3 protein-coding genes and 1 pseudogene are annotated in these 1561 nt (G+C 47.0%); all 4 read right to left on the bottom strand.

Going from position 1 to position 1561, the window contains the following annotated elements:
* Positions 1-147: pseudogene (locus tag ACTHUT_RS20200) on the bottom strand (tryptophan synthase subunit beta); the annotation flags it as partial.
* 111 nt (positions 148-258) lie between these two features.
* Complete coding sequence (locus ACTHUT_RS20205) at positions 259-669, bottom strand: hypothetical protein (RefSeq protein ID WP_250600989.1); 411 nt, start codon at positions 667-669, stop codon at positions 259-261.
* 4 nt (positions 670-673) lie between these two features.
* Positions 674-1276, bottom strand: a complete 603-nt coding sequence (locus tag ACTHUT_RS20210; protein ID WP_250600990.1) for a DNA glycosylase — start codon at positions 1274-1276, stop codon at positions 674-676.
* 36 nt (positions 1277-1312) lie between these two features.
* A partial coding sequence (locus ACTHUT_RS20215; RefSeq protein WP_440419585.1) for a phosphoribosylanthranilate isomerase occupies positions 1313-1561 on the bottom strand: 249 nt, incomplete at its 5' end.

Below are 1561 nucleotides of genomic sequence, written 5' to 3' on the forward strand. Positions count from 1 at the left end.
GAACTCTTCCCAAAATGAATGACCTTCTTTCGCTGCTGTATAGGCGTCTGCCAATTCTCGCAAAACCGGAATCAGGGTTTCTGAAACGTACAGGCCGCCATGTTCGCCGAAAAAGCCGTTCTCGTCGGGAGCGTGATAATTTTTCATTGGATTTTTCCTTGTTCTTTTTATGGTTTCAGACGGCCTGATTCAGTATAAGGCCGTCTGAAAGTAAAATTGTCAGCAATTATAGCCGTTTTCCATTCATCTTGTCGGCAACTAATTGAATAATAATATCAGCAGACAAAATAGGAACAACAGCGTACAGCTCGATATTGCAACCAATGCCGTACCCAACGGCGGCGCAATATGTTTTTCTTCGTTTTTGTTTCTCAAGCATATTTTTAATGCCAACATCCCCAGCCACAGTGCCAGCAACCACCAACCCAGAAAGTTAAGCACAAGCAAAGCAATAATCAACTCATTGGTATTTATAGTGCTTACGTTCAAAAATATCCAATTAAGGCCGTTAACAGACATAATGACTGCAGATATTTGTATCACATACAAAAGCGTTCCGCCCAACAATACCTTGATATGCCATTGTTTGGCCTTCAGCCACACTGAGACGACATTAAAAAGCCACCACAAAGCCATAAACGTCATTAAAGAAATTTCATAACGGTCCATCGCCCTACTCCTGAAAAACAGTCAATCCAGCCATTTCAAAAAAAGCCCGATACGCCGCCGCTTTTTTCGCCAAACTCAAAGGATAGGCACGCGAAGTCGAAGGCAGGCGCGTCAGGGTCAAATCACGCCCCGCATAGGGGAACGGTACTGTTTCGCCGGTCTTCGGCATTTTCATACCGCCGCCCTGAATCTCCAACAAAACTTCGGTTGCCTTGCCGCCGGTGGTGCAAAGATGGCGGCACTCGGGCATTTGCGCCAATACTGTCGCCAAATCGACGGTTTCTATCACTTTTAAAAACTTATCCGAAGCATTGCCATGTTCGCGTATTGCCTTCAACACGGTCGGACAGGATGCAATCCCCTTCTCACTCAAAAACGCTTTGATTTTATCGGCATCAAACGCTTTTTCGCCCTGCTTTTGAAAATGCGCCGCATCGCCGAAAAACACCAGCCCATACACACGCCACATATCGTTTTGAAAATTCGGATAATGAAACTGCATCGCGTGTTTTTCTTCTTTAGGCGGAAACGTCCCCATCATCATGACCGTTGCCTGCGGCGGCAACAAGGCTGCGAAGGGGTGGGACTCAACGATTGGTTCTTGCATATCTGCATTCCTGTGGTTTTTCATTCAAACAAATTTTCAGACGGCCTTTACTGCCTGAATAAACGCCGCCATTTTCTCCCTGCTCTTAATCCCGCCGGAGATTTCCACGCCGCCGGACACATCCACCGCTGCCACGCCACTGATTTTTACCGCTTCGGCAACGTTTTCCGCAGTCAATCCGCCGGCAAGTATCCACGGTTTGCCGATATTGCCGTGCAATATAGTCCAATCGAAACTTTGTCCCGTACCGCCGTATTCGGTCGGATGATAGGCATCAAACAGCAA

The sequence above is a fragment of the Neisseria sp. P0022.S010 genome (assembly GCF_051956635.1).